At 61.6% G+C, this 24,743-nt stretch carries 24 protein-coding genes and 1 pseudogene; 13 read left to right on the top strand and 12 right to left on the bottom strand.

The window, feature by feature from the left end; genetic code table 11:
* Nucleotides 1-11 precede the first annotated feature (11 nt).
* Nucleotides 12-533, top strand: coding sequence for a DUF1697 domain-containing protein (locus tag LPU83_RS44300; RefSeq protein ID WP_024313809.1), 522 nt, complete (start codon nt 12-14; stop codon nt 531-533).
* A 93-nt stretch (nt 534-626) separates the two neighbouring features.
* Nucleotides 627-1,574, top strand: a pseudogene (locus LPU83_RS44295) (homocysteine S-methyltransferase family protein).
* 5 nt (nt 1,575-1,579) lie between these two features.
* Here the strand turns inward: LPU83_RS44295 and LPU83_RS44290 are convergent.
* Nucleotides 1,580-3,031 carry a DHA2 family efflux MFS transporter permease subunit gene (locus LPU83_RS44290; protein WP_024313810.1) on the bottom strand — a complete coding sequence of 484 codons (1,452 nt, stop codon included), beginning with the start codon at nt 3,029-3,031 and terminating at the stop codon, nt 1,580-1,582.
* A 316-nt stretch (nt 3,032-3,347) separates the two neighbouring features.
* On the opposite strand from LPU83_RS44290, the gene LPU83_RS44285 reads away from it, so the two are divergent.
* The 3 genes from LPU83_RS44285 to LPU83_RS44275 all read left to right on the top strand — a co-directional run bounded on the left by LPU83_RS44285 (nt 3,348) and on the right by LPU83_RS44275 (nt 7,895).
* A complete protein-coding gene (locus tag LPU83_RS44285) occupies nt 3,348-4,847 on the top strand; it encodes a protein adenylyltransferase SelO (RefSeq protein WP_024313811.1) in 1,500 nt (499 codons plus the stop codon).
* Between the two features lie 134 nt (nt 4,848-4,981).
* Nucleotides 4,982-7,321: a glucose/quinate/shikimate family membrane-bound PQQ-dependent dehydrogenase gene (locus LPU83_RS44280; protein ID WP_024313812.1), complete on the top strand. Its 2,340-nt coding sequence runs from the start codon at nt 4,982-4,984 to the stop codon at nt 7,319-7,321.
* A gap of 115 nt (nt 7,322-7,436) precedes the next feature.
* Nucleotides 7,437-7,895 carry a hypothetical protein gene (locus LPU83_RS44275; RefSeq protein WP_024313813.1) on the top strand — a complete coding sequence of 153 codons (459 nt, stop codon included), beginning with the start codon at nt 7,437-7,439 and terminating at the stop codon, nt 7,893-7,895.
* Nucleotides 7,896-7,968: 73 nt separating this feature from the next.
* On the opposite strand, the gene bla is transcribed toward LPU83_RS44275, so the two are convergent.
* The 3 genes from bla to dmeR form a co-directional block, all read right to left on the bottom strand.
* Nucleotides 7,969-8,859, bottom strand: coding sequence for a class A beta-lactamase (bla, locus tag LPU83_RS44270; RefSeq protein ID WP_024313814.1), 891 nt, complete (start codon nt 8,857-8,859; stop codon nt 7,969-7,971).
* Between the two features lie 66 nt (nt 8,860-8,925).
* Nucleotides 8,926-9,900: a CDF family Co(II)/Ni(II) efflux transporter DmeF gene (gene dmeF, locus LPU83_RS44265; protein ID WP_024313815.1), complete on the bottom strand. Its 975-nt coding sequence runs from the start codon at nt 9,898-9,900 to the stop codon at nt 8,926-8,928.
* A gap of 24 nt (nt 9,901-9,924) precedes the next feature.
* Nucleotides 9,925-10,197 carry a Ni(II)/Co(II)-sensing transcriptional repressor DmeR gene (dmeR, locus tag LPU83_RS44260; protein WP_024313816.1) on the bottom strand — a complete coding sequence of 91 codons (273 nt, stop codon included), beginning with the start codon at nt 10,195-10,197 and terminating at the stop codon, nt 9,925-9,927.
* A 343-nt stretch (nt 10,198-10,540) separates the two neighbouring features.
* Between dmeR and LPU83_RS44255 the strand changes: the two genes are divergently transcribed.
* Both LPU83_RS44255 and LPU83_RS44250 read left to right on the top strand, forming a co-directional pair.
* On the top strand, nt 10,541-11,035 hold the full coding sequence (locus tag LPU83_RS44255) for a GNAT family N-acetyltransferase (protein ID WP_024313817.1): 495 nt from the start codon (nt 10,541-10,543) through the stop codon (nt 11,033-11,035).
* A gap of 39 nt (nt 11,036-11,074) precedes the next feature.
* Nucleotides 11,075-11,653 carry a type 1 glutamine amidotransferase family protein gene (locus LPU83_RS44250; protein ID WP_024313818.1) on the top strand — a complete coding sequence of 193 codons (579 nt, stop codon included), beginning with the start codon at nt 11,075-11,077 and terminating at the stop codon, nt 11,651-11,653.
* A 120-nt stretch (nt 11,654-11,773) separates the two neighbouring features.
* Here LPU83_RS44250 and LPU83_RS44245 read toward each other — a convergent pair whose 3' ends face one another.
* The 4 genes from LPU83_RS44245 to LPU83_RS44230 all read right to left on the bottom strand — a co-directional run bounded on the left by LPU83_RS44245 (nt 11,774) and on the right by LPU83_RS44230 (nt 15,132).
* Entirely contained in the window at nt 11,774-12,739 is a 966-nt protein-coding gene (locus LPU83_RS44245; protein WP_024313819.1) for a phytanoyl-CoA dioxygenase family protein, read from the bottom strand.
* Between the two features lie 132 nt (nt 12,740-12,871).
* On the bottom strand, nt 12,872-13,789 hold the full coding sequence (locus tag LPU83_RS44240) for a c-type cytochrome (protein ID WP_024313820.1): 918 nt from the start codon (nt 13,787-13,789) through the stop codon (nt 12,872-12,874).
* Nucleotides 13,790-13,886: 97 nt separating this feature from the next.
* Nucleotides 13,887-14,336, bottom strand: coding sequence for a c-type cytochrome (locus tag LPU83_RS44235; RefSeq protein WP_037069161.1), 450 nt, complete (start codon nt 14,334-14,336; stop codon nt 13,887-13,889).
* Nucleotides 14,337-14,493: 157 nt separating this feature from the next.
* Nucleotides 14,494-15,132, bottom strand: a complete 639-nt coding sequence (locus LPU83_RS44230; protein WP_024313822.1) for a LysE family translocator — start codon at nt 15,130-15,132, stop codon at nt 14,494-14,496.
* A gap of 128 nt (nt 15,133-15,260) precedes the next feature.
* On the opposite strand from LPU83_RS44230, the gene LPU83_RS44225 reads away from it, so the two are divergent.
* The gene (locus tag LPU83_RS44225) at nt 15,261-15,962 is read left to right on the top strand and encodes a helix-turn-helix transcriptional regulator (protein ID WP_024313823.1); all 702 of its coding nucleotides are present in this window, start codon (nt 15,261-15,263) and stop codon (nt 15,960-15,962) included.
* Nucleotides 15,963-16,080: 118 nt separating this feature from the next.
* Here LPU83_RS44225 and LPU83_RS44220 read toward each other — a convergent pair whose 3' ends face one another.
* A complete protein-coding gene (locus tag LPU83_RS44220) occupies nt 16,081-16,860 on the bottom strand; it encodes an SDR family NAD(P)-dependent oxidoreductase (RefSeq protein ID WP_037069158.1) in 780 nt (259 codons plus the stop codon).
* A gap of 171 nt (nt 16,861-17,031) precedes the next feature.
* Between LPU83_RS44220 and LPU83_RS44215 the strand changes: the two genes are divergently transcribed.
* A complete protein-coding gene (locus LPU83_RS44215) occupies nt 17,032-17,940 on the top strand; it encodes an AraC family transcriptional regulator (protein ID WP_037069155.1) in 909 nt (302 codons plus the stop codon).
* Nucleotides 17,941-18,116: 176 nt separating this feature from the next.
* A complete protein-coding gene (locus LPU83_RS44210) occupies nt 18,117-18,590 on the top strand; it encodes a VOC family protein (RefSeq protein WP_024313826.1) in 474 nt (157 codons plus the stop codon).
* Between the two features lie 197 nt (nt 18,591-18,787).
* On the opposite strand, the gene LPU83_RS44205 is transcribed toward LPU83_RS44210, so the two are convergent.
* Together LPU83_RS44205 and LPU83_RS44200 are read right to left on the bottom strand one after the other, a co-directional pair.
* On the bottom strand, nt 18,788-19,642 hold the full coding sequence (locus LPU83_RS44205; protein WP_024313827.1) for a metallophosphoesterase: 855 nt from the start codon (nt 19,640-19,642) through the stop codon (nt 18,788-18,790).
* 106 nt (nt 19,643-19,748) lie between these two features.
* Nucleotides 19,749-20,351: a superoxide dismutase gene (locus tag LPU83_RS44200; RefSeq protein ID WP_024313828.1), complete on the bottom strand. Its 603-nt coding sequence runs from the start codon at nt 20,349-20,351 to the stop codon at nt 19,749-19,751.
* Between the two features lie 1,010 nt (nt 20,352-21,361).
* Here LPU83_RS44200 and LPU83_RS44195 point away from each other — a divergent pair.
* From LPU83_RS44195 to LPU83_RS44185, 3 genes are all read left to right on the top strand, one after another.
* Nucleotides 21,362-21,613 carry a hypothetical protein gene (locus LPU83_RS44195; protein WP_024313829.1) on the top strand — a complete coding sequence of 84 codons (252 nt, stop codon included), beginning with the start codon at nt 21,362-21,364 and terminating at the stop codon, nt 21,611-21,613.
* A gap of 104 nt (nt 21,614-21,717) precedes the next feature.
* A complete protein-coding gene (locus tag LPU83_RS44190) occupies nt 21,718-23,019 on the top strand; it encodes a hypothetical protein (protein WP_024313830.1) in 1,302 nt (433 codons plus the stop codon).
* Nucleotides 23,016-23,816, top strand: coding sequence for a COG3904 family protein (locus LPU83_RS44185; protein ID WP_024313831.1), 801 nt, complete (start codon nt 23,016-23,018; stop codon nt 23,814-23,816). Before LPU83_RS44190 ends, LPU83_RS44185 begins: the two co-directional genes overlap by 4 nt.
* A 429-nt stretch (nt 23,817-24,245) precedes the next feature.
* On the opposite strand, the gene LPU83_RS44180 is transcribed toward LPU83_RS44185, so the two are convergent.
* Nucleotides 24,246-24,590: a nuclear transport factor 2 family protein gene (locus LPU83_RS44180; protein WP_024313832.1), complete on the bottom strand. Its 345-nt coding sequence runs from the start codon at nt 24,588-24,590 to the stop codon at nt 24,246-24,248.
* Between the last annotated feature and the right edge of the window lie 153 nt (nt 24,591-24,743).

Genomic DNA, 24,743 nt, shown 5'->3' with positions numbered 1-24,743 from the left:
TGGAGGAGCCCGTGACGGTCTATGTGGCGCTGTTGAGAGCGATCAATGTCGGCGGCACGGGCAAGCTGCCCATGACGACGCTGAAGGCAATTTGCAAAGAGCTCGGCTTCAGCGACGTGCAGACCTACATCCAGAGCGGCAACGTGCTGTTCCGCTCCGACGAGAGGGAAGCCGAGGTCGAGCAAAAGCTGGATGACGCGCTTGGAAAGGTGCTCGGCAAGAAGCCCGGCGTGATGCTCCGCAGCCGCAAGGAGCTCGAGGCGATCGTCGCCAACGCGCCCTTTCGCGACGCCAAGCCCAACTATCTGCTCGTAAGCTTCCTGCCCGAGGCTGCACAGAACGATGCTCTCGACGCGATGGTCGCGCCCGACGGCGAAGAGGCGGTTCTGGCCGGGCGCGAAATCTATGTCCACTTCCCCATCGGCTCCGGCAAATCGAAGCTCAAGCTGCCGGCCCTGAAGCCCGGAACGGCGCGCAACCTGAATACGGTACGCAAGCTCGCCGAGATGGCTTGGGCGATGGAGGACCGCTGAGATTTCGCTGTACCATCGCGGGAGTCTATTTTAGAACATACTAACTCATCAGTTACGTCGCAACATTGTCTTTCGTCCGGCTGAGGAGATACGATGGCGACCTACCGACGCAGCTTACCGCAGCTCGAGGGCGGCTTCTTCGTGACCGATGGCGGCATGGAGACAACCTTCATCTTTCTTGACGGATTGCCGCTGCCAAACTTCGCATCGTTTGTGATGCTGGCCTCGGAGGAAGGGCGCGATCGGCTGCAGGCCTACTATCGCCGCTATCTCGATATCGCCCGCAAGCATGGCGCCGGATTCATCCTCGACACGCCGACATGGCGCGCCAATCCGGATTGGGCCGGGAAGCTCGGCTACACGCGCGAAGCCTGCACGCGGCCAATGTGGGCAGCGTCTCGCTGCTGGCAGGATTGCGCGGGAGATACGAACAACCGGGACAGCCGATCGTCATCAGCGGCGCCATCGGGCCGCGCGGCGACGGCTACAAGGCCGGCGACATGGATGCCACCGAAGCCGAGGATTACCACGGCGTCCAGATCGGCAGCTTCGCCGAAAGCGATGCCGACATGGTGACGGCCTTCACACTGACCAACATCGACGAGGCGATCGGCGCGGGCGGCCGCCGCCAGGGCCATGCCCTGCGCGATCTCCTTCACGGTCGAGATCGACGGTAGGCTGGTGACCGGGCGCAGCATGCAGGAGGCGATCGAGACGACGGACGCGGCGACTGGCGGTTCACCCGCCTACTACATGATCAATTGCGCCCACCCAACGCATTTCGCCGAGGCGTTTGATCCAAAGGCCAACTGGACGAAACGGATCCGTGGGCTGCGGGCCAATGCCTCACGCATGAGCCACGCCGAACTCGACGAGAGCGAGACGCTTGATGCGGGCGATCCCGTCGATCTCGGACAGCACTACAGACAACTGATGTCCCGGATGCCGCAAATCAGGATCGTCGGCGGCTGCTGTGGCACCGATCACCGGCATGTGGCCGCCATCTGCGCGGCATGCCTGCCGGAACCCACCCACGCCTGACGGGCTCAGTGCTCGGCGGCGTGTGCCGCCTTGCCCGCATCATGACCGCTGATGTCGGCGCCGGCGCTGCGCGCAAAGCGCAGATTCCAGAAGGTCGCCGTGATCGAGATCGCGGTGACGAAGAGGAAGGCGGCGGAGAAATCGTGGAGCTGCGGCGTCTCGCTGCCGTTGACCGTCATCGACGTGTGCAGCGCCAGCGCGCCGACGCAGATGCCGAGCGACAGCATCAGCTGCTGGAAGGTCGTGTAGAAGCTGGTGGCCGAGCTCATCCGGTCGCGGTCAATCTCGTCATAGGCCACCGTGTTGTAGGCCGTGAACTGGAACGACATGAAGAAGCCGCACATGACGAGGAACGCGAAAATCAGTGCCAACGGCCAATCCGGCCGAAAAGCGGCGCAGAGCGCATAGCCGCAGGTGGCGATGACGCCGTTCGCGACCAGGCTGTTGCGGAAGCCGAAGCGGCGCAGCACGCGCGGCGCAACGGCTTTCATTGCCATCGAGCCGAGTGCTGCGGCGGTAACTAGCTGGCCGGCCTTGGCGGCCGAGAGGCCGAAGCCGAGCTGGAAATAGAGCGGCAGCAGGAAAGGCTGCGCGCCTTGGGTGATGCGGGTCAGCGAGCCTGCGATAACGGAGGTGCCGAAGCTCGGTACCTTCATCAGCGAGAAATCCATGATCGGCGACGGATGGCGGCGGGCATGCTTGAGGTAGGCGATGCCGAATAGCATCCCGACCGCAATGAGAAACAGCGAAAAGGCCGCTTCGCCCGGCCGGCTGGAGCTTTCGAAACCGAAGAGCAAGGAGCCAAGCGCGATGCCGGAGAGGATGAAACCGACCGTATCGAACCGACGTTTCGACTCACCCTTGAAATCCTCGATGAAGATCGAGACCAGCGTGAAGCCGATGATGCCGATCGGCACGTTGATGTAGAAGATCCAGCGCCAGTCGAGATAGGTGACGATCAGGCCGCCAACCGGCGGGCCGAGAATCGGGCCGATCAGCGCCGGCACCAGCAACCACGACATGGCATTGACCATGTCCTTGCGGTCGACGCTGCGCAACAGAACGAGGCGACCGACCGGCAGCATCATGGCGCCGCCGAGACCCTGCAACAGACGCGCTAGAACAAGACAGAGGAGATTGGGCGACAGCGCGCAGAAGATGGAGCCGGTGACGAAGACGGCGATCGCCGCGCGAAAAACCGTGCGCGAGCCGAAGCGATCGGCAATCAAGCCGCTTGCCGGAATGAAGATCGCGAGGCTGAGGAGATAGGACGTCAGTGCAATGCTCATTGACGGAGCGCTAACGCCGAAATCACGCGCCATGGTCGGCAGCGCCGTCGCCAGCACGGTTGCGTCGAGCTGTTCCATAAACATGGCGCTCGCAACGATCATCGCTATCACGCGGAAATTGGGCTTGGCGCGCCCGATGGCGGCTGCCTGGTAGATCTGATCCGACATCGTCAGGGATCACTCGCAATGGCGTGGCCGGCGCGGAAGCGTGGCCGCGGTATGGTATGGCGTGATGCCAAAAGAGGATTGAGGATCTTTGTATACGCCCGCAAATGTGGCGTCGTTATGCTTATATGGAAGGGCAGCCGTGCCCGCAGGGAATGGCTGTGCAGCATTTGCGTCTGCGCGAGATATCGCGGCGACGCGTGGCGATGGACGAGGCGGCTGTGGCGGCACCCGCGACCACCATCGGACCGGCCGCTCCATCCAAGGCAAAGGCTCTCGGCCGCTTGCGTCATGCATGCCGGAGCCCTACCTAGGACATATGACGATCATTCCGAAAGCGTCCACCTCGCGGCCATTCACCTTCGACAACAGCTATGCGCGGTTGCCGCAGCAATTCTTCACGCGCCAGGTCCCCTCGCAGGTGGCCGAGCCGTGGCTGATCAAGCTGAACGAGCCTCTCGCGGCCGAACTCGGCCTCGATGTCGAGATGATCAGGCGCGACGGCGCTGCGATCTTCTCGGGCAACCTGTTGCCTGATGGCGCCGATCCGCTGGCGATGGCCTATGCCGGGCACCAGTTCGGCTCCTTCGTGCCGCTGCTCGGCGACGGGCGGGCGATCCTGCTCGGCGAGGTCATCGACCACAACGGTCAGCGCCGTGATATCCAGCTGAAGGGCGCGGGCCAGACGCCTTACTCCCGCCGCGGCGATGGCCGCGCCGCACTTGGACCGGTGCTTCGGGAATATATCGTCAGCGAGGCGATGTATGCGCTCGGCGTATCGGCGACCCGAGCGCTTGCCGCAGTGTCGACCGGCCAGCCCGTCTATCGTGAGAGCATCCTGCCGGGCGCAGTGTTCACCCGCGTTGCGGCGAGCCATATCCGCGTCGGCACCTTCCAGTTTTTCGCCGCCCGCGGTGATACGGACGGCGTGCGGGCGCTCGCCGACTATGTGATCGACCGGCACTATCCGGAACTCAAGGACAGGGACAACCCCTATATTGCCCTTTACGAAGCCGCTTGTGAGCGTCAGGCGGCGTTGATCGCCAAGTGGCTGCATATTGGCTTCATCCACGGCGTGATGAACACCGACAACATGGCCATTTCGGGCGAGACGATCGATTTCGGCCCCTGCGCCTTCATGGACACCTACAATCCCGGCACGGTGTTTTCCTCGATCGACCAGCGCGGGCGCTACGCCTATGCCAATCAGCCGGGCATCGGCCAATGGAACCTGGCGCGGCTCGGAGAAACGCTGCTGCCGCTCATCGATGCCGATGCAGAAAAGGCCGTCGAGCTCGCCAACACCGTGATCCAGCAATATGGCGAGCGCTTCCAGATCCATTGGCTGCGCGGCATGCGCGAGAAGATCGGCCTGGCGACCGTCGAGGACGGCGACCTGGAGCTCGTTCAATCGCTGCTTGCCGTGATGCAGGCGCAACAGGCCGACTTTACCCTCGCCTTCCGCCGGCTCTCCGACGCCTCAGGATCAGGTGGCGAGGCATTGTTCCTCTCGACGTTCCGCGACCCCGATGCGGCGCGCGAATGGCTCGCCGGCTGGCGCGAGCGCCTTACGCGTGACGATAGCCGGACCGAGGACGACCGCGCAGCGACAATGCGCGCTGTCAATCCCGCCTTCATTCCGCGCAACCACCGCATCGAGCAGGCCATCAATGCGGCGGTCGACGATGCGGACTTTTCGCTCTTCGAAGCGCTGCTTGCCGTGCTCGCCAAGCCCTATGACGACCAACCAGACTTTGCGGCCTACATGGAGCCGCCGAAGCCGGAGGAACGCGTGCTGCAGACCTTCTGCGGTACGTGACCTGGCGCGAACCCTCTCCATCCTGACACCTATGGTCGCAGTTGACGGCGTTTGCGACCGCCCTATCTCGCTGATTTGCGGACATTTTTCTCGTTCTGATCGCACCCGGCTAACCTCAGCGGGAGTCTTCCCATATGGCAATCGTCATTACGTCCATTCTTTTCATCCTGATTGGCCTTGCGCTCGGCGGCGGCGGTCTTTGGCTCGTCATGCTCGGCGGCAGCGTCTTTTATGCCTTCGCAGGCGCCATGTTCCTGCTGACCGCCATCCTGCTTGCGATGCGCCGAGCGGCCGCCTTGTGGGCCTACGCGGCGCTCGTCATTGTGGCGCTGGCATGGGCGATCTGGGAAGTCGGCTTCGACTGGTGGCAGCTTGGACCGCGCGGCGGACTGATCATTCTTCTCGGCTTGTGGTTGCTCACGCCCTGGATCCGCCGGCCGCTCGGCTTTCTCAGCCCGACCGGGATCTCCTATGGGGCAAACCCCTGGCCGCTCGCCATACCGGTTGTGATTGCGATCACGATCGCCGGCTATTCGATGACCACCGATCCGCACCGGATCACGGGCACTTTGCCGACCGAGGCCGTCACTAGCCCCGCGACCTTCGGCGGTGTTGTGCCCGACGAAGAGTGGCATCAATACGGCCGTACACTCTTCGGTCAGCGCTACTCGCCGCTTGACCAGATCAATGTCAGCAACGTCAAGGATCTCAAGGAGGTGTGGCGCTACCAGACCGGTGATGTGAAGCGACCCGAGGATGTCGGCGAAACCACCTATCAGGTGACGCCGCTGAAAGTCGGCGACACGTTGTACCTCTGCACGCCACACAATTGGGCAATCGCGCTCGACGCCAAGACTGGCAAGGAGAAATGGAAATACGATTCCAACTCCGGCATGAACCCGAACCGCCAGCACCAAACCTGCCGCGGCGTCACCTACTATCGCGACACGGCCGCAGCCCCCGGCTCGGCCTGCGCCGAGCGCGTGTTTCTGCCGACCTCCGACGCTAGGCTGATTGCGCTCGATGCGGCAAATGGCCAGATCTGCACGAGCTTTGCCGAAGATGGCGTGCTGCATCTTGAAAAAGGTATGCAGTACAATCCGGCCGGCTACTACTATTCCACATCGCCGCCGGTCGCGGTCGCCGGCAAGCTGATTGTCGGCGGCGCCGTCAACGACAACTATTCCACAAAGGAGCAGTCCGGCGTTATCCGCGCATACGACATCAATACCGGCGCGCTCATCTGGAATTGGGATTCCGGCAATCCTGATGTCACCACGCCGCTGCCCGAAGGCCAGACCTACACCACCAACTCTCCGAACAGCTGGTCCGTCTTCAGTGTCGATGACGGTCTAGGCATGGTCTACATCCCGCTCGGCAACCAGGTACCCGACCAGCTCGGCATGAACCGCAGCGCCCATGTGGAGAAATACTCCTCCTCGATCGTCGCACTCGACATCGCCACCGGGCAAGTGAAATGGGTCCAGCAGTTCGTGCACCACGACCTGTGGGACATGGACGTTCCCGCCCAACCCGTGCTGTTCGACATGACGAAATCCGACGGAACGCCCGTGCCGGCGCTCGTTGCCCCGACCAAGCAGGGTGACATCTATGTGCTCGATCGGCGCACCGGCGAGGCGATCATCCCGTTCAGGGAGATACCCGCCCCGGGCGGCGCGATCCCTGAAGACCACACGTCGCCAACGCAGCCGATCTCGGACCTCACCTTCTCGCCGCCGCCGCTGCAGGAAAAGGACATGTGGGGGATCTCGCTGTTCGATCAGCTCGCCTGCCGCATCCAGTTCCACCGCTACAAGTACGAAGGCCGCTACACCCCGCCGTCATTGGTCGGCTCTATCATCTACCCCGGCAACTTCGGCACCTTCAACTGGGGCAGCGTGGCGGTCGATCCCGAGCGGCAGATCATGTTCGGGATGCCGACCTATCTCGCCTTCACCTCGCGACTTGTGCCGGCGGCCGACATTCCGCCGAGAGGCCAGGACGAGAAAGGTAGCGAACAGGGCCTCAACCGCAACGACGGTGCGCCCTATGGCGTCTTCATGGGACCGTTCCTCAGCCCGTTGAGTATCCCCTGCCAGGCGCCGCCATGGGGCTATGTCACCGGCGCCGACTTGCGTACCGGAAAGATCGCCTACAAGCACAGGAACGGCACCATCTACGATATGACGCCGCTGCCGTTACCCTTCAAGGTTGGCGTGCCGGGCATCGGCGGCCCGATCCTGACGAGAGGCGGCGTTGCCTTCCTCGGGGCGGCGGTCGACAACTTTCTGCGCGCCTACGACGTGACGAACGGCGACCACCTGTGGCAAGCCCGCCTGCCGGCCGGCGGCCAGGCGACACCGATGACCTATACGACCAGCGACAACAAACAGTTCGTCGTCATGGTCGCCGGCGGACACGGCTCGATCGGCACCAAGCCCGGCGATTACGTGATCGGCTACGCCCTGCCCTAACTCGGGACGTGAGGCGGACGGCCGCCTCTATAGGCCGCCGTCCGAGCCCGCGGAGGCAAGCTCCAGGCATGTCTGGCACGCCATTCTCCCGCGCATTGTTTCAGGGAGAATTTTCATGAAGATAGGCAGTAGCATTTCCAGCACCTATGGATTGACCAACCTCTTCGGCCAGTCCGGCCAGCGCAACAAGCAACAGTCCAGTGATGCCGAGATGAGCGTTCGCCAAAGCGGCGCGGCACTTCAGCCAAGCAGCACGCCGACCTCAATCTCCAGCACGATGTGGGCGCTGCAGAGCAGCGGCACGGTGACCATGGATGGCACCGAGGATCCGGCGAAAGCGCGCCATGACGCTGTTGTCTCCGAGTTCACGGACCTCGCCAACAAGACGCCGGCAGAGCGCATTCGCGACCAGATCCTCCAGCGGCTCGGTCTGACCGAGGACGATCTCAAGGCAATGCCGCCGGAACAGCGCGAGGCCATCGAAAAGCAGATCGCGGCCGAGCTGAAGCGACAGCTGACCGGCGACGACGACAGCAAGGATAAGCCGAACCCGGACGCGACTATCAGCGTCTGAGGCCTTCACAAACTGATTCAGGTCGATGCGACGGAGAATTGCGTTTCCGTCGCATCTCTTTGACCGACAAGCATTATCCGACCATATCGGCCACGATCCTGCCAACCTCGGCGAAGACCGGGTTGATCTCCGACAATGGCGCCTTGGCCTGCGTCACATAAGCTGCAACGAGGATCGCGCCATGCCCGGGCGGCCAGACGATGGCGATATCGGCGGCGCTGCCGTTGTTTCCGGTGCCGGTCTTGTCGCCGATCCTCCAGGCGCCCGGAAGGCCGGCGCGCAGGCGCGCGCCACCCGTCGTATTCGCCACCATCCATTCCGTCAGCTTGTCGCGCGAGGGCTCCGATAGCGCCGAGCCAAGCGCCAGGTTGCCGAGCGTGTCGACCATTGCATCGGGCGTCGTCGTGTCCTGCGGGTCGCCGTCCTTGGCTTCGTTCAGTGCCGTTTCCCAGCGGTCGAGCCTTGTCGAACGGTCGCCCAGCGTACGCAGCCATTTGGTGAGCTCGGGAGGGCCGCCGAAGCTTTCCAGCAGCAGGTTGCCGGCCGTATTGTCGCTCAGCGTGATCGCCGCTGCGCAGAGTTCACTGAGGCTCATGCCCTCGCCGCCGACGTGCTTTTCCGTCTCGGGCGAATAGGTGACGAGCTTGGCCTGGTCGTAGACGACACGCCTCTCGAGCGTCTCCTGCCCCTTGTCTACCCGCGCAAGCACAAGGCCCGCGGCCAGGACCTTGAACGTGCTGCTGAGAGGAAAGCGCTCGGTTTCGCGATAGCCGAACGAAATGTTGGTCTGGGTGTCGATGGCGGATACACCAATACGACCACCGATCGCCTTTTCGAGTGCACCTATCCGCCGATTGATTTCATCATCACTGTCTTCCGTCCGCGCAACACGCGGAAGGAGCAAGGCGGGCGAAAGCAGTGCCGAACCAAGAAGTGTCCGGCGACGGATGGAAAAGCCGCGCATGAAAAGTCCTCTACCTGAATCAATGGAGACAGGGCTAGAGACCGATTGTGGCCCGGATGAGTCGCGTCAAGCGGCCGCTGACTTTGAGACCTCGACCGTGACGTGCGAAAGACCTGCAAGAGGCTCGAGCTTCGCCTTGTAGAAGGCCGGGCTTTCGGGCTGCGGCGCGACGAGTGCGACGATCGCGGCATGATGGCCAGGTCCGACCTGCCAGACGTGAAGATCGGTGATCCGCTCGCCACCCGTTTCCAGCGCCGAACGAATCTCATGCTGCAGATCCACCTCCCGCGGCACAACGTCGAGCAGCACGCGGCCCGACGACGTGATCAGGCCCCAGGACCATTGGGCAATGATCAGGCCGCCGACGATGCCCATTAGCGGGTCGAGCCAGAGCCAGCCATAAAGACTGCCGAGCAACAGTGCGGCAATGGCGAGCACCGACGTCAGCGCATCGGCAATGACATGGACATAGGCCGCACGCATGTTGTTGTCGGAGGCATGTGCAGAACGGGCATGGTCGCCATGATGGGCATGATCGCCGTGCTCGTGGTGGTGATGGTGGGAATGACCGTGGCTGTGGCCGTGATGGCCGTCCTTTAGGAGCCAGGCGCTGGCCAGATTGACCAGCAGGCCGACGACAGCGACGCCGATCGCCTGCTCGAAGCTGATCGGTACGGGATGGGTGATGCGCAGAAAGCTCTCCCAGGCCATCAAGAGCGCAATCAGCGCCAGGATGATGGCGCTGGCGAAGCCTGCGAGGTCGCCGAGCTTGCCGGTGCCGAAGGTGAAGCGGGGATTGTGCGCCTGCCGGCGCGCATAGCGGTAGGCAACCGCAGAGATCAGCAGAGCGCTGGCATGGGTCGACATATGCCAGCCATCGGCCACCAGCGCCATCGAACCGTAATACGTTCCGGCGCCGATCTCGACCACCATCATGACGGCGGTCAGGGCGATGACGAACCAGACACGGCGGGCGTTGCGGTCGTGGTCCGCGCCCAGGAAAACGTGGTCGTGCTTAAGTGTTTCCGTCTGTGCAGTCATTGCACGCTCCTCATGTCGGTTTTCTCAGCGAATGTAGGTCCGCAGGACTTCGGATATTTCCTCGACCGCTTCCGTCCGGGCTTTCTCATCCGCGGCATGCAGGACATGCTCGTGGAGATGATCGTCCAACACCTCCCCGGTCAAGCCGTTCAGCGCACCGCGTATGGAGGCAAGCAGCTGCAAAATCTCCCCGCAGGGCCGCTCTGCCTCCAGGGCTCGCTCGACGGCCTCCAGCTGGCCTTTCAGGCGGCTGACGCGGGCCATCAGCTTTTTCTTGTGGTGCGTGGTGTGCGACATGGCTTCATCCACTTAGTATAGGGGGGTACCCTATATTAATATGAGGCCGATGAAAAGTAGCTGGCGCAAGCGGTTCCGATGCCACCGGCAAAGCAGTCGATGGCGGCTGCGTCGAAGGACGCTGCGCGCTTCCCGGCGCCCGCGCGTAAACCCCATTGACAAACGGCGCGTTCTGGACGATCTATCGACGCATGATCAAGAACGCGCACATCACCAGCACGTATTTTTGGCTGTACCTGTAAGGGGCGGCTGGACAGATCATATTGTCAACAAGCCGCCGTCAGGCGGCTTTGTTGTATTGGCAGCGTCCTGACGGCAGAAAACCACAAAGGACGCGAAGACCATGGTTGAAATCGAAGACAGCGAAGTCTCATTGATCCGCCCGCCGGTGATCAATATCCGCGCCGCCAAGCCGCGCGATCTGCCCGAACTCACCGAAATGATCGCCCTGCTCGCCAAGCACCACGGCGATGCTTCCGCCTCGAGCCAGGAGCAGCTCGAGCGCGACCTCTTCGGCCCTGTGCCGTGGATCAGCGCCCTCGTTGCCGAGACCGGCGAAGGCCTGATCGGCTACGCGATCCTCGTGCCGCTCTACAGGGCGCAGGACGGTGCGCGCGGCATGGATCTGCACCATCTCTTCGTGCGCGACGGCCATCGCGGCCACGGCGTCGGCCAGCATCTCGTCAACCGCGCCCGCGACACGGCTCGCAGCGCCGGCTGCGGCTATCTCTCGGTCAGCGCCGCCACCGGCAACGTGCAGGCCCATCGCTTCTACGAGAACATGGACTTCGTGCCTCGCCCGGTCACTGGCATGCGCTATATGCAGGCTTTAGCATGAGCGGCATTGGCCCCTTGCGTTCTTTCATTGGAGAAACCGATGACCCGACTTGCAATCGTGCTGACCGACGGATTCGCCGACTGGGAGGTCGCGCAACTGACGGCCTCCGCACGCTCCTACTTCGGCTTCGACGTGGTGATTGCAACGCCCGAAGGCGAGGAAGTGCGCTCGATGGGCAGCATGCGCGTCGCGGCCGATACCGCGGCTGAAAACCTGCATGCCAACGCCTTCGACGGCCTCGTGCTCTGCGGCGGAACGATCTGGGAAACGGAGAAGGCGCCTGACCTCAAACAGGTGATCGACGACTTCATCGCCCACGACAAGCTCGTCGCCGGGATTTGCGGCGCAACGCTGGCCCTTGCCCGCGCAGGAGCGCTGAATGCCATCGACCATACCAGCAATGCCGCCAATTTTATCGCAGGTGCGCCCGGCTACGCCGGCCACTCTCGTTACAAGGATATCCCGCAGGCCGTGCGTGACGGAAAGCTGGTGACGGCGGCCGGATCGGCACCGATGACCTTTGCGGCGGAAATCTACCGCGCGCTTGGACATGCCGGCGACGAACTGGACCAGTACGTGCTGATGTTCGGTGCCGAGCACCAGCCGAAAGCGGCCTGATCTAAACTAACTGAAGCGCGTCGCGATCTTTTGGATGCGTTTACTGCGCTTTTTTTGGTCTCACGCATGTCTTTATCCCGAAACCGGCGCCCACTTTTAGCGGCGCCGACGGCGCTGGGTTCACCGTAGCACCGGCTCGCCGTGGAAGCGGCGGCGCGACGGCTTGGAAACACCAAAGCCCACCTCCATCATCAGGCGCGGCTTCGTCTTGGCGACCGTGCCCATATGAAAACCGAACGGATCTTCCACGAAGCCGAAGCCTGCCGCGCCGGTCAGCGTCGTCACGCTCTCCTTCCCGTAGAAATCCAGGATTTCATGCGCGGGATGGCCGACCACAAGGGTCAATTGGTGCTTGATGCGGCGCTTGTTGTGGCTACCCCTGACATAGACATGCGGACCAGTGCCTTCGTCGACGTCGACGAGATAGAAGAAGAACTTCAGCATTCGCCAGTCGTCGAGATCGAAGTGATACTTGTCCAGCGACGCCAGGCTGCGGTCGGTCTCGCCGGCCCTCGTGGGAAAACTCCACCAGATGCGGGTGGTAATGAGGCGGGCTTGGGCACCGAGATAGCAGCGTGCGATTTCCGATAGGACCGGATCGCGCTGGACCGCACGAACCGCGGGGCAATCAAGGGCACGCTCGAAGTGGTGGCCGCTCAGGATCGGCCGTCCCCATTGCTGCTCTGCGTCGCGATGATCCGACGCCCGAAACTCGATTTGCCGATCGAAATTGCCAAAGCATGGGGTTGCGCTTGCAAAGCGGGCGATTTCACGGGTGATCGCTTCGGGGAGCGTCAGGTTGGGAAATATCCCATCCCGCCTCAGCGCCGCGACGGCGCTTCCATAATCCACGCCCGTGAAAAGCGTCGGCAGATTCTCGATCGCGCCATTGCTGCGTCGTGCAGTCAGCCAATGCGCCTTGCGCGCCGGTATTGTTCGCGCCAGCAGGAACATCGGCAGCCAGGCAGGATTTTCGCGGATATCCGCAATGTAAGTCGGTATCCGCACCGCCATGCGCCGCAATTTGCCGCCCTTGCGGGCGACGGACTCGAGATCATCTGCAGGGTTGGCCGACGTGATGTGCATGCAGCTGTCCTTTCGGAAGACGTTGATGGGCGTCGTTCGGAAAGCGAACCTCGGAAGGGTTCGCCACTGGGCGTTCAGTGCGCACGACCCAGTGGAGTGCTGCAATGCGGCATTTTTGAGATATTGCTAATATTAGCGGTTCGGAACCGCCTTCACGTAGGCTGCGATCGCCTCGAGTTCCGGTTTCGGCAGGTGGGCGAGGTTACGCTGCACCTCCGCCATCGAGCCACCCGCCGTATCGAAGTCGGGCGTGAAGCCGGTTTCCAGATAGTTGGCGATATCCTCCTGGCTCCATGAGCCGACGGTTTTCGAACCCGGCGTGATATTGGGGATCCTGCCCCGACCTTCCGGGTTTGGCGCACCCGCCAGCCATTTGTCACCCTCGAACCCGCCGAGCCGATCGCGCGGCGTGTGGCATTCGCCACAATGGCCGGGCCCTTCGACCAGATACTGCCCGCGCTTAATCTTGTCGTCGACATTGGCCGCAAGCGCGACACGTGGCTCGTCGTTGAAATAGAGGAACTTCCAGCCGCCCAACACCAGCCGGATGTTGTAAGGGAAAGGCAATTCGTGCGGCGGGGCAACGTTGCCGCTCTTCGGCAGCGTCTTCAGATAGCCGAAGAGATCGTTGACGTCCTTGTCGCTCATCCGGGCGTAGGAATTGTAGGGGAAGGACGGGTAGAGATGCTGTCCGTTGGGCGCGACGCCGCGCTTCATGGCATTGCCGAACTGCGCCAACGTCCATGTCCCGATACCGGCCTTCTCGTCAGGCGAGATGTTGGGCACGTGGAAGTTGCCGAAGGGACTTTTCAACGCCAGGCCGCCCGAGAGCGTGAGCTTGGCGTCGCCTTCCGATCTCGGCGCAGCGTGGCAGCTGACACAGCCACCTGTCCAGAAGACCATTTCACCGTTCTTCAGATCGGGTTCGCCAAGGTTGGCCCAATGATTGTCGGGAAGCGGATTGGGCGCGGTGATGAAGTAGAAGACCGCTCCGCCAATGACGACCACACCGACGAGACAGAGCAAATACCGGACGAACCTGCGGAACATTCACCGCTCCTGTTGCCAATAGCTTTGTTGAAAACATAAAACGATCCGCACCAGCGACAAGGCTGGCGCGGATCGTTTGACTGAAATGCCAGGATCGCTATTCGGTCTTTATGCGGAATTTCTCATGACATCCGCCGCAGTTGCCGCCAAGCGTCTTTAAAGCGCCGCCGACACCGGCTGCGTCAGCCGGAAGCTGGGCGAGGACCTCGTCGGCATCGGCTGAAAGCTTCGCTGCACGGGCCTTGAAGTCGGCGTGATCTTCCCAAATCTTTGGACTTGCCGCCTTATCGCCCTTTTCGGTGCCAGCCTTAAACTGATCCGGGAAAACCTTTGCGGTTTCCGAGATCGTCATCAGCGCAGCCTTCACCACCTCTGCGTCGTAGGGCTTCTCGCCCTTGGCGATTGCTGTCATCGCCCCTGCCGCGCCGCCGACGTTCTTCATCAGCGCAGAACGCGCTTCGTGCGTGCCGTCGTCTGCTGCAATGGCAACGCCCACGACCCCCAGGCCGGCGACGAGCAGTGCCGCGGCTATCGTTTTCAGTCTCATGTCTCCACTCCTCGTTGATAACAGGTGCGCAAAGCCCGGCGCTTCGCTAGGCGCGCGGCATCATTGCAAATTTTTCCGCCTCCAAAAGTAACAAATGGGTGAGATTTCAAGGATTTCAGGAAAAGACAGGCTTCCAAATCGTTTCACACCGAGTGCCTCACGACGGCGCGCGCCAACCGTGCCATGCCGTGAGGATCGAAACAGCGATCAGGAGGCCGCCGGCGATCCGGCCGACGAGGATCGTCGCCTTGGGATTGGACACCAGCAAATTGCGGCTTCGCGCCGCCGTCAGCGCCAGCGTCCCGTAGACGGCAGCCTGGGTCGCCATGGTCATGAAGCCCATGACGAGGCCCTGCGCCCAGATCGGCCCGTAGATGGGCTTCAGGAACTGCGGATAGACGGCGATCATGAAGAGATAGGCCTTGGGATTCATCAGGCAGGTCGCCGCACCCTGGCCAAAGGCCCGCCAGCCCGAGCGCAGGCCACCAGCCCCGACGGTATCGACGGTAATCGAACTGCGCATCAGCGTGTAGCCGATCCAGACCATGTAGGCGGCACCGGCAAAAAGCAGCGGGTTGAACAGCGTCGGCAAGAGGATTGCAAGCACGCCGACGCCGATCGCGCCATAGAGCGAATGCACTGCACCGCCTGCCATGATGCCGGCAGTCGCGGCAATGCCGGTTCGCCTGCCGCCGGTCAACGAATTGGCCAGCACGAAGAGCATGTCCATACCGGGAACGATGATGATGCCGAAGAGGAGGGTGAAATAGAGCCAGAGATTTTCGCTGTAAGTCATGTCAGTTGCTCGCTATCCAGGTCAAGGTCGATTTCCGGGACCTTGTTGATTTTCAATTTGATAGGGAGATCTGTACGACGACCCAACTGACAGGGTATTGTCAGGAGCCTAGACCGACGGAGGCGAAAATGCGCAAGGCTTCACGGCTTTTCGAGATCATCCAGATCCTGCGACTGGCGAGCAAGCCGATGACGGCGGCAGCCATGGCGGAGATGCTTGAGGTGACCGTACGCTCGATCTATCGCGATATCGCCGCCTTGCAGGCGATGCGCGTCCCGATCGAGGGAGGTCGCGGCATCGGCTACATCATGCGACCCGGCTTCGACCTGCCGCCGCTGATGTTCTCGGTCGAGGAAATGGAGGCAATCGTCCTGTCACTGGCCTTGCTCGACCGGACCGGCGACGAGGAACTCAAGCGGGCGGCCAAGAGCGTCAACCAGAAGATTGCCGGCTCCGTACCGGCGCCGCTGCGTCAGGCGATGGAACGAAAAGCGCTCTATGCCTGGGGATCGGTTGCCCAATCTCCGGCAGGCCTTGACCTCGGTCTTGTTCGCCGCGCCATCCGCGACGAGCAGAAGCTGGTGCTCGACTATCGTGACGAACTTGGCCGCGCGACCGAGCGCAAGATCCGACCGATCGCGCTCATCTATTATTCGCAAACCGCCAACATCGTGGCCTGGTGCGAGCTGCGCCAGGCGATCCGCAATTTCCGCAGCGACCGGGTGGAGAACTGCGAGGCGGCCGACGCTTATTTCCGGGGCGAAGGCGACCGGTTGCGGCAGCTGTGGACGGGCGAGTGGCTGAACCCGCCGGCCGCCGCAACCGCCTAAAGCGGGATGCCGAAAAGTGTAAGCGGTTCTCGGCCGAAATCCGCTCTATTAGCTCTTTGATGTAGATCGGGATTCAGATTTCAGGTCGAACGACCTAAAATCATCCTGATCTGGCGCGTCAGAGATATGTGCCGCCGGAGACTTCGATGCGCTGGCCGTTGACCCAGCGGTTGTCCTCCGAGAGCAGCGAGGCGATCATCGGGCCGACATCGTCAGGCACGCCGGCACGGCCGAGCGCCGTCGCATCGGCAACCATCTTGTTGTAGGTCGGATTGTCACGCACCATCCCGCCGCTGAAATCGGTAGCGATCGCGCCGGGTGCAACCGTATTGGCCGTGATGCCGCGCGGACCGAGCTCCTTGGCGAGGTAACGGGTGAAGACCTCGACCGCACCCTTCATCGACGCATAGGCAGAGATGCCCGGCACCGCGAAGCGGGCAAGGCCGCTCGATATATTGATGATGCGCCCGCCATCGGCCATCAGCGACAAGAGCTTCTGCGTCAGGAAATAGACGCCCTTCAAGTGCACATTGACGAGCTCGTCGAAGGCCTCTTCCGTCGTCTCGACAATCGCTGCGTGATAGCTGCTGCCGGCATTGTTGACGAGGTAGTCGAACTCACTCCGTCCAAGGCCTTGCAGGGTGTCCTTTACCTTACCCACGAAGGCGTCGAAGTCGGCGATATGGCCGGTGTCCAGTTGCAGAGCAATGGCGTCGACGCCGAGTGCTTTGATCTCCGAAACGGCGGCCTCCGCTTCTGCCCGATTTGCTCGATAAGTGAAGATGACGTTGACGCCACGACGGGCGAGATTGATCGCCGTGTTGCGGCCGAGCCCACGACTGCCGCCGGTGACGATGGCAATCTTAGATGCTGAATTTGCTCGAGTTTCGTTCGGCATGATCTCTTCCTTTGCTGGAGTTGATGCCCTAACGGTACGCCTGTGAGGGCCTGTTGTTGAATGCCGGAACTCTCGAATTTCTTGCCTGATCCTCCAACAGACTTGCGGCCGAGGGCTATGCGGCGCATATCTTGAAAGGCCCCGTCGGGGGATGGCCAAGGAGAGCTGGCGATGCTCGATACCCTCAAGCAAGCAATCCACACCTTTATCGACAGAACTGCCAGCGAGGCCGACGGGCGCTTCGAGACACCGGTGCCGGCGCTTTCGGTATCCCGCGTCACCCATCCTGTCATGCCGAACCACATGATCTACCGGCCGACGATCTGCGTCGTCGTCCAGGGAGCGAAGGAAATCATGGTCGGCGACCGGGACTTCCAATATGGCGAGATGCAGTCGCTGATCGTCACGTTCGAGGTGCCGGCCGTCGGACAGATCACGAAGGCCAGCAAGCAGGAACCTTATATAGGCCTGAACATCGATTTCGACGTGACGATCCTCCGCGAGGTGATGGAGGCGATGGAACAACCGCCTCGGCCCGTCGGCGACGGCGCAGCCGGGGTCTTCGTTCAGGATTTCGACGGGGTGCTTGCCGACTGCGTCCTGAGACTCGTGCGGCTGACCGAAACGCCGAGGGCGATTCCGGTGCTCTACCCGGCGATCATGCGCGAAATCTGCTATTGGCTGCTGACGGGGCCGAATGCGGGCGAGGTCAGCAAGCTTGCTCTACCCGGCAGCCATGCCCGCCGCATGACCGATGCCATCCACCTGCTGCGCGAGAATTTCGCTGCGCCCGTGCGCATCGAGCAGCTTGCGTCCATCGCCCGCATGAGCCCCTCCTCCTTCCACCAGCATTTCAAGCAGATGACCGCCATGACACCGCTGCAGTATCAGAAGAACCTGCGACTGCTGGAGGCGCGGCGACTGATGGTTTCGGACGGTGCGAGCGTTGCCACTGCCGCCTATCAGGTGGGCTACGAAAGCGCCTCGCAGTTCAGCCGCGAATATTCGCGCATGTTCGGCACGCCGCCGAATCGCGATGCCATGGACCGCAAAGAGCTGCCGATGGTGACGGCAGCTTAGAGCGATACCGAAAGCTACCGGGTCCAATCGCAACTGTGGGCCCAAAGCGGACCCTTCGACCATACAGAGGCACTTGGCTATCGGCCGCGTGACATGGCTCGTATGGGCTGGAGAAAGACGGTTTGCTTCTTATTTCAGGGAGGACATGGGAAATGAAGAGCGAAAGGACCCGCGCAATGGCAAAGAACACGATCTGCCTATGGTACGACAAAGACGCTGAGGCCGCCGCCCGCTTCTATGCCGAAACCTTTCCCGACAGCGCCGTGGGTGCCGTCATTCGTGCACCTGGAAACTATCCGGACGGTAAGCAAGGAGACGTGTTGGTTGTTGAATTCACGGTCGCGGGTATTCCTTGTATCGGCTTGAACGGCGGTTCCGCGTTCAAACACAACGAAGCCTTCTCATTTCAGATCGCAACTGACGATCAGGAAGAAACCGACCGCTACTGGAACGCCATTGTCGGCAACGGCGGCCGGGAAAGTGAATGCGGCTGGTGCAAAGACAAGTGGGGTCTGTCCTGGCAGATCACACCGCGCGTACTGACCGAAGCGCTGGCGGCAGGCGGTGATCAAGCAAAGCGTGCCTTTGATGCCATGATGACCATGAGGAAGATCGACGTTGGGGTGATCGAAGCCGCCCGGCGTGGCTGAGGCACCATCGCATCGCGCGGAAATTTTACTGCCAGAGCGGCCGTACCTGGCGCAAGACATGGCGCCGCCTTGCCACGCCTCACGTGGGGCCGCATTGACGGGCGCAAAGCTGCCGATCGCGTCGGATCAATCGGCTTGCCCCCTTTTTACGCATTTCGTGAAACACGCAGGTGGCTTCGGGCCAAAATCATCCTGACCTAGCGCCGGAGCTTCAGCATCCGGCTGTCCTCGCGTCCGAAGCCGCGGACTTCCATGCGGTCGGCCCAGATCTCCACGATGGCGAAGGTATTCTCGGTCTCGGTATCGACCATGCCTTTGAAATTGAGGAAGTGGCATCCGTCGAGCGTGCCGAAATTGCCTGCGTGGTTGTGGCCGCTGAGGTAGGCGGCGACATTGTCATGCGCCGTCAGAAGCGTGATGATGCGCTCACGATCCCAGCTGTCGTGCTCGTTCGGCGGATAGACCGGATAATGGTTCATGACGATAACGCGCTCGCCCGTGGCGCCGGCGTCCTCGATCTGGCCGGAAAGCCAGGCGAACTGCTCGTCGCTCGGCATGGCGTTCCATTCCTGCGCGTTGATGGCGTCGCCAGCCCTGAGCTCAGCAAGGCGGCGGGCCGCGATGTCTCGATAGGGATGCCCTTCCGGTGGCGCAAAGGTGCTGACCTCATTGCCATTGAGACCAATGAACCGCCAGCCGTGTCGGACGAAGCTGTAGCACGGCGAGGTCAGTCCGACACGCTTAGCGACATCGACCAATCGATCCGCTGCGACGGAAAAATCATGGTTGCCGAGCAGGAAGAAATTATCGTGCCTCAGGCTACCGTAGACGGGCAGGATATCGTCGAAGCTCTCGAAATCGCGGTCAATGATATCGCCGAGCGTGATGACGAAGCTCAGGTCCTCACGATTGAAGACCTCGATTGCCTCTGCCAGCTTGGCGAGGCTTTTGGCATAATGGCGGTTCATCCCGAGATGCGGCGCCCTTGCGGCGTATTGCGGGTCTGCGACGATGCCGAAGCGGAGACTTGGGAAATCGGAAAAGGATGTCATGGCAGGGCTTTAGGCGCGCGGCATGACAAGCTTGTGACGGTCGTCGAAACGAAAACACCCGGCGTTTCTAGCCGCCGGGTGCTGACATCTTGTTCTTGCGAGCTGCTTACTTCGCAGCGGCTTCGTAGCGCTCCAGGACGTAATCCCAGTTGATCAGGCTGTCGACGAAGGCTTCGAGGTACTTCGGGCGCGCGTTGCGGTAGTCGATGTAATAGGAGTGTTCCCATACGTCGACGCCGAGGATCGGGGTTGCGCCGTGTACGAGCGGGTTTTCGCCGTTCGGGGTCTTGGAGATTTCGAGCTTGCCGTTCTTGACGGAAACCCATGCCCAGCCGGAGCCGAACTGAGTCGTGCCTGCGGCAATGAAATCGGCCTTGAACTTGTCGTAGCCACCGAGATCGGAACTGATGGCAGCTTCGAGCTTGCTCGGCAGCTTGTTGCCGCCGCCGCCCTTCTTCATCCACTTCCAGAAGTGGACGTGGTTGTAATGCTGGGCAGCATTGTTAAAGAGCCCGGCATTGGTGCCGAACGACTTCTTCACCACGTCTTCGAGCGAGAGGTCGGAAAGGCCTGCTTCTGCCGCAAGCTTGTTGCCGTTGTCGACGTAGGCCTTGTGGTGCTTGTCGTGATGGAATTCCAGGGTTTCCTTCGACATGACGGGCTGAAGCGCTTCGTAGTCATAGGGAAGTTCGGGCAATTCGAAAGCCATTGCGGGTCTCCTTTGGCAATAGTTTGCGTAGTCGGCAGGTGAGGCGGAACATAGGAGCGCAAGCATGGAGAGGCAACCAGCGAAATATCAAAAAAGATCGGCCGAGAGGAAAAATTGCCTCTACCAAGCACTTGGCTTTGCGGCCCTAAATCGCTGATCATGGGCGCGTTTCGCAACAGCAGGAGACGGGGCCTTTCAGATGGAGAGGAATAAAATCCGCTTTTGCACAATTGCGCTATTTGCAGCAACTGTCCCCAAAAGCCCGCTTGGTGATCAAACGCCGTCAGGAGGCGCAAAAAAGCAGTTCATATGATACCGTCCACCCCGTCCTATCCCATCCGCCTCAGTGGGGTCATCGGTTGGCTGCAGGCAGATGTGAAAATCACCGTCTCCAGAGCGTAACTCATCTCCATAACGGATCAGGAACAACTGGTTTCGCGTCACCAGGTGATGGTCCCCCGGATGAAGGATAACAGAGAATCCGTTGGGTCCTTTCCTCACCTGAGATCTGGGTACGGCCCGGCAGTCTCCACCGAGATCTTTACCGGTGCAGCACGATGGCGGGTATGTCCAACCGCTGTCGGATTGGTGGGCATCGCTCTGTGCGAAAAGGCAAACCGATATCGCTGCCAAGGCCACCATGGACGCTGTTGAAGGTGTGAAAGGCATCGACGCCTCCGCCCCTCGGAGCACAGAGTTCTGCGCTCACTACCAAGCGTAACTTCCATGCCTCCCAAGGCTGCCTTTTGTAGCAAAGTTGTCGTTCAATTTCTAGTCGCGTAACAATAGTGGCATTTGCTACCGACAAACGCACAATTGGCCGCGGCAGGAGCGGCCCACACCTCGTCAGGCGATGCCTGGCAGGAGTTCGCGACCGAGGTGACGGCAAGTGCAAGCAGGCAGCGCGCGCTGACGCTGCGTGAAGCCGAGAGCCTGCGCGTACGCCGCGACCGGGATGCCGATGCGCCGCGTCGCGATATCGACACGCGCATCGCTACGAAATCGGCCAGTTGCGCACCAGCCTGGAGATCGCCAAGTCGGAAATCCGGCAGCTGCGCGCCGAGCGTGCCATCCTGACCGGCCAGTTGGAAGTCGCACGCAGCGAGCGGTCGGGCGGCATGGCGCCGGCAGCTACCCTCGATCAGCGCGACGAGGTCGGCATGCCGGTAGCAAGCTTCACGCCGATGATCGACATCTCGGAGAAGTCGCTGCGCGGAGCGGGTTTCGACGCCGAATCGGCCCACATTACGCCGGCCGAATAAGCGGCCGAACGAGATCCGGTTTGGCGCCGTCGGCCTGCCCGATGCCAAACCTTGCTTTTGCCTGTATTGTAGTGGTTTCTTAAGGGGCTAGCCCGGAGGAGACCATGGCGCTCGGCACATCGCATCGCTTGCAGGACGGCGTCGAAGCCGTCGAGACCATGACCCGTTTCGCGTTCGCGATCCTGGCGCTCGCCTCCGGCGTTTACACCTACCTTGGGGTGCGAAGCATCCTCGACGGCTCGGCAACGGCAGTCTTCTTCGCAGCGCTCATCTATTCCAGCGCCGTTTCGGTGGCGATCTACGCCTTCTGGACCTATATGGCTCGCTTCTATCCGCATGTGACGGGGACGGCCGGACGCACCGCGATGCTCGGCGTCATGGCGCTCGGCTGCGCGATGATCATCGCCATGTCGAGCTGGCTGAACGCGGCCGCACTGGCGGGCTCGGCGGCGCTCGAACAGCATCTGGCCGAAACGCTGGAGGACTACACGGCCGATCTCGACCAGGCACACCAGAATGCACTCGCCGCGCAGAGCCTACTTCCCGACATCCAGCGCACACAGGAACGATTCCAGCGCCTTGCCGACCAGGAGCGGGAGACGGGCGCGCTGACCGGAACGACCGGGGCCGGCAGCGTCGTCCAGCTTCTGTCGCAGATGGCCTCGCAGCTGACCGAGCTGGAGAATGGCATCAACGCCTCACGCGAGCGCGTGACGACACTGTTCGACGAGGGGCGGAAGCATCTCGAGACCATGCGCACGCTGGTTTCCGCGCCGGGTGCGATCAACCCGCGCGCCGATCAATTCTCGGCCGAAGTCGTTGGGCTTTCCGGTGTCATCACCTCGCTGGAGCAGACGTCGATAGCGCCGTCGGTGAAGCGCGCGGCGGAGGACCTGTCGCTCGGCTTCATCGCCCCGGTGGCGGATGGACGCGAGGCCGACCTTGCCACAAGGCAGGATCAGGTCATGGAAACGATCCGATCGTCCGTCGCCGCGCAATCCAAGGTACTATCGCAGGCGGCCGACCAGATCCTCGAGCGCAAACCGGTGGCCGAGCGCCGTTTCGTGCCGCTCTCCTCTGCGGAAGCGGTGCTGCGCTATGCCGGTGATTTCATCCCAAGCTGGGCCGGCGCCATCTCGATCGATATCCTGCCGGCGGTGCTGATCTTCATGCTGTCGATCGTCCATTCGACGCTGCGCCGCCAGGAGCAGCGCCTGCCCTTTGCCGAACGGATCACCGCGGCCGAGCTTCTGCAGGCGCTGGAAGTGCAACGTGAAATCCAGCGGCATGGCGTCGACATCGAAGCCGCCATGGATGCTGCGGAGCGCACCGAAGCGGCCGATCAGTCGAACATTGCGAGCTTCGATCTTTCCGGCAAGGGACCACGCAAAGGGCCGCCGGCATGAGACTAGAAACGGCGGGGCAACGGTTGAAGGACTACGTGCTTTCTGCCGATGACGGCACGCTGATGCGGCATGCCTTCCATGCCCTCCTCGCCGCGGCCGCGGTCTTCGTAGTCATCGACTGGCATGAAATCAGCTCTGCCAGTCCCGATATTCCAGCCTTCGATCCGATGATGCCGAACGCCCCGCCCGTGCTGCCGCCGGCACTGACGGAAGGCAAACCACAGGGCGCGCCGGTCGAGGTGAAGACCGACCCCGTGCTCCTGAAGAAGGCGATCCGCTTCGATCTGCAGCCAGGCGGCGTGCTGCTCGCACAAGGCACGATCGAGGTGGGTGCGGCCGCACGCTTCCAGACCGAGATCGAAACCCGTGGCGAGTATGTCAAAACAGTCTCGCTCGACTCGCCGGGGGGATCGGTCGGCGACGCGCTCGCGATCTCAAAGCTCATCCGCGAACGCAAGATAGCAACCAGCGTTGCCGGCGGCGCGCTTTGCGTTTCCTCCTGCCCGATCGTCATGGCAGGCGGTGTCGTGCGCACGGCGGACAAGGATGCCGTTCTCGGCGTGCATCAGGTTTTCAACGGCACCAAGGAGAAGCTTTCGCCTGAACTCGCCATGTCGGAAGCACAACGCACCACCGCCGACGTGACCCGCCATCTCGACGAAATGGGAATCAAACCGGGGCTCTGGATCCACGCCATGGAGACCCCGCCCGACAGGCTCTACTATCTTTCCCCTGATGAAATGAAGGAGTTCGCGCTCGTTGCGCCCCCTGCGGCGGTAGCCAAGAAGGCGAAATAGGCGAGCGGGCCAAGTCCAAAACGCGTCGCGATCTTTGAGATCACTTGTCGCAGTTTACGCACGCCACCAAGATGTCACCAAGGACCGGTTTCGGCCGATATTGTTGAAAAAGTCCGTTTTCTGCAAACTCTGATTTTTTAACGGCCGTAGAGGCCGACACAGAAAATTGAACTGGGGGCCTGCCAGTTTTGCGTTCAAGCAGCGTGGGGCCGCGTAACGGAAGTGAAGCAGCATCGAGCGGTAACATTCACTCAAAACACGAATTGGCTGACTTTTCGGTAAGCCCGGATTTTCGACTTTTTCAGCACTATCGGCGCAAACCTACCACCGGAGGTCTTTCGAAGAACTGGTCGCACTTACTACCGAATTCCGTTTAATCTTTGTTTTCACAGATGTCCTTGGCCCGGTTCGACTTTCGGGAGATATGCTCTATTCGTTGCGACCGAAATAGACGTCCACCGAGGCGATCCGGTCACCCCTGAAGTGCAGGACCTCCATGTTGCGGAATGCGCCGCCGTCATGCTTTTCCGCCCGGTATCGGACCACGGCCTCGTCATCGACGATCTCGAGGTATTCGATCTCCATATCGCGAAACGGCACCGGCTCGGGCCAGCAGCGGTCGAAATAGCGAGTGCGATCGATGTGGTCGTCGCGCGGGCTGGAGAAGGTGAAGTCCTCTGTCAGCATCTCGGCCGCAATATCCTTGCGGCCCTGCAGATAGGCATCGTAGAGGCCGCGAACGGTCCGCTCGCGCGATGTTCTGGTGGGGTCCATGGCACAATCCTTTCGGCAAGCAGCCAGTGCCCATAGCTCCGATTGCATTTTGCAATCAGATTTATACCATCTCCCTGCCATTGCTGCAACTGCCGCCCCACATGCGGCTTGGAAAGTCTGCGGCGATGGTTCAAGATCATCGCCACTGTCGAT

This window comes from Rhizobium favelukesii (genome assembly GCF_000577275.2).
GTDB classification, from domain to species: domain Bacteria; phylum Pseudomonadota; class Alphaproteobacteria; order Rhizobiales; family Rhizobiaceae; genus Rhizobium; species Rhizobium favelukesii.
Note: the sequence above shows the minus strand (reverse complement) of the source record. Positions and strands in the feature narration are given on the sequence as shown.